The organism is Ruminococcus callidus ATCC 27760, assembly GCF_000468015.1.
GTDB classification, from domain to species: Bacteria; Bacillota; Clostridia; order Oscillospirales; family Ruminococcaceae; genus Ruminococcus_C; species Ruminococcus_C callidus.
Genome location: NZ_KI260332.1, coordinates 1 through 2,664 on the forward strand (window position 1 = coordinate 1; position 2,664 = coordinate 2,664).

The window sequence follows — 2,664 nt, forward strand, 5'->3', positions numbered from 1 at the left end:
ACCTTACGCACAAGCTTTGTGCGGTGTTGCCTTAAGCCAAATACTGAATGAAGCTGAATTTTGATGAACTGGAAAACGGCATGCTCTCAGAGTGTGCTGTTTTTTGTGAGGAGGAAGAAAAATGGAATCGATGCTTTCTTTTGACTGGAGCAGTGTTTCTGTAAATTCCGGCGAAGTGATCGCTCTGATGCGGAAACACCGGAATGACAAACTGGACGTGCTGTTCCACTATGCGGACGGCATTTATCGTGTGGGTGTTGATCCGGAAAATGCCAGAGAACCGTTTTATATGGACGATGAAACCTATCCGTCCATGTTTGCATTTTGCAGCTCGGCATGCATTGAGGGCGGCTTTCTGCTGCCGGACTTGCAGGCACCGCTGCACATTCTGGCAGTGAATGGCGGTGATCCGGCGGAGTTTTTCGCATAAAGGAAACACTGCATAAAAGTATAGAAAGTGTAGGAAATAAAAAATGGAAAAGAAGCAAAAAAATAAGTGGCTGTCCTTTCTGGCGGACGGTATGCTGTCCGGTCTGATGATCGGCATCGGCTGTGTCGTCAGCATGTCCTGTGAAAACCGCTATCTGGGGGCATTTCTGTTCTCGCTGGGACTGTTCTGCATTGTGCAGTTCCAGTATGGACTGTACACCGGCAAGGTGGGATACATTTTCGACCGTGACAAGGCGTATCTGGGCGAAACGTTCTTCACCTTTTTGGCGAATGCGATCGGTGCCGGCCTGACCGCCGGCATCGTGCACCTGACACGGTTCGCAACGGAAACCAAGGTAAACGGCATGGACGTGACACTGATGGATCGTGCACAGGCAACCATGTCCGCCAAGTTGGACGACAGCTTGCTTAGCTCTTTTGTGCTGGCGTTCTTCTGCGGCATTCTGATGTTCTCCGCTGTAGAAGGCTCCCGCCGCTGCAACGAAAAGAAGAACTTCATCGGCGGCGTGTTCATTGTGGTAATGCCGATCATGGTATTCATTCTGTCCGGCTTCAACCACTGTGTGGCAGATGCGTTCTATTACTGCATGGCTGGCTGTCCGAACCCGCTTCGTGCACTGTGTTATTTCCCGGTGGCAATTCTGGGAAATCTGTGCGGTGGTGTGTGCATTCCGCTGCTGAAGCGGCTCTCCCGCAATCCTCTTTGATAGAACTGATTTGAACAGGCTCTAAACAAAAGCCGTACATGAGCGATCATGTACGGCTTTTTGAAAACGTGTCTTATTTTTGCCCCTGCAAAAACAGCGGAGCCGGTTTCTGTCTGCCGTACATGGAACGGTTGCCGTTGCAAAGGCGGGAAACGGTGCAGACAACGGCGAAATAGGGCAGGTACGCGAATCCGAACACTTCGGTTCCGATGCAGATCGGAGCGAGCCATGTATTGGAAGCACTGCCGAAAACGGCGGCATAGCAGAGTGCGGCGGCGAATACCGGAGAGATACCGAACAGCGGGGCAAGTGCTGCACCAAGGCAGGCACCGATTGCAAACAGCGGTGTGACTTCGCCGCCCTGAAATCCAATGGCAAGGGTGCAGACGGTGAACAGCAGCTTGCACAGAAAGTCGAACCAGTAAATGGTTCCGCCGTCACAGGCGAGGGCGATCAGATCGGTGCCCAGTCCGGCGTATCTGCCGTGTCCGGAGAGCAGGAGAAACATTGCCAGTACCGAACCGCAGAGGGCAATGCGAATCACAGGGTTGGGGAGCAGCTTGGCGGCATAGATTTTTCCTTGTTTCAGCAGCAGGGTGAAGATGCCGCCCACAATGCCGGAGGAAATCCCCAGCAGCAGAACCGGCACGGAAAGCGGTGCGAAGCCGGCTTCGGGAAGTGCCACCTGAAAGGTTTCCAGCCCCAGTGCGACGGAGATCCCGTTTGCTGTCACTGCGGCAATGGCGGCAGGCAGCAGGGCACGATATTCCAGTTTCCCGATTGCCAGCACTTCCAGTGCAAAGCAGACTGCCGCCAGCGGTGCGTGAAACAGCCCGCTGAAACCGGCAGCCATTCCGGCAATGGTCAGAATGGGAACGGCATCGGGAATGCTCCGGAACCACGGAATCCGGCTGCCGATGTTGTGGGAAACCGCGGCTCCCAGCTGTACAGCGACACCCTCTCGTCCGGCACTGCCGCCGCAGAGATGTGTCAGCCACGTGCTGCCGATCAGAAGCGGGATCAGCCGGAAGGGAATGCGTTTTGCAGTGCCGTCCGCAGCATCAAAGATCAGGCTCATGCCCTGACTGCTTTCTCTGCCGTATTTCTGGTATATCCATACCATGCAGACACCGGCAATGGGCAGAAAGGGAACACACGAGATCAGGTGCTCTGTCCGGAATGTACCGATCCACAGCAGCACACGCCCGAATCCGGCGGTGAGTGCACCGGTGATACAGCCGGCAGCTGCCGCCAGCACACAGAGCAGCAGAGTGGGGAAAATAAGTTGCAGTTTGATTTTTTGCATAGACAATACCTCCGAAAAAAGAAAAAGCTGACAATATCTGCTTAGGAACCTGTTTCATATCTTTTTCTGCACGTCTTTTCGGCAGATAAAAAAATATGGAACAGACCCTAAAAAGCAGACGTCATCAGCACTCAAGCGGTTTTGGAATCCCAAGGGAGAACATCATTCCCTAAGGAAACACTGCATAAAGCCCGCCTGACG

At 53.5% G+C, this 2,664-nt stretch carries 3 protein-coding genes and 1 riboswitch; of the genes, 2 read left to right on the forward strand and 1 reads right to left on the reverse strand.

The genetic code is table 11. From position 1 onward, the window contains the following. Positions 1 to 121 precede the first annotated feature (121 nt). Positions 122 to 430 carry a hypothetical protein gene (locus RUMCAL_RS03455; RefSeq protein ID WP_021681130.1) on the forward strand — a complete coding sequence of 103 codons (309 nt, stop codon included), beginning with the start codon at positions 122 to 124 and terminating at the stop codon, positions 428 to 430. A 43-nt stretch (positions 431 to 473) separates the two neighbouring features. After that, positions 474 to 1,157, forward strand: a complete 684-nt coding sequence (locus RUMCAL_RS03460; protein WP_021681131.1) for a formate/nitrite transporter family protein — start codon at positions 474 to 476, stop codon at positions 1,155 to 1,157. Between the two features lie 73 nt (positions 1,158 to 1,230). Here RUMCAL_RS03460 and RUMCAL_RS03465 read toward each other — a convergent pair whose 3' ends face one another. Next, positions 1,231 to 2,463 carry a chloride channel protein gene (locus RUMCAL_RS03465; protein ID WP_021681132.1) on the reverse strand — a complete coding sequence of 411 codons (1,233 nt, stop codon included), beginning with the start codon at positions 2,461 to 2,463 and terminating at the stop codon, positions 1,231 to 1,233. A 108-nt stretch (positions 2,464 to 2,571) separates the two neighbouring features. After that, a riboswitch (Fluoride riboswitch) is annotated at positions 2,572 to 2,642 on the reverse strand. Between the last annotated feature and the right edge of the window lie 22 nt (positions 2,643 to 2,664).

Coding starts and splice junctions, on each gene's coding strand:
- RUMCAL_RS03455 (WP_021681130.1), top strand. CDS start 122: ATGGAATCGATGCTTTCTTTTGACTGGAGCAGTGTTTCTGTAAATTCC.
- RUMCAL_RS03460 (WP_021681131.1), top strand. CDS start 474: ATGGAAAAGAAGCAAAAAAATAAGTGGCTGTCCTTTCTGGCGGACGGT.
- RUMCAL_RS03465 (WP_021681132.1), bottom strand. CDS start 2,463: ATGCAAAAAATCAAACTGCAACTTATTTTCCCCACTCTGCTGCTCTGT.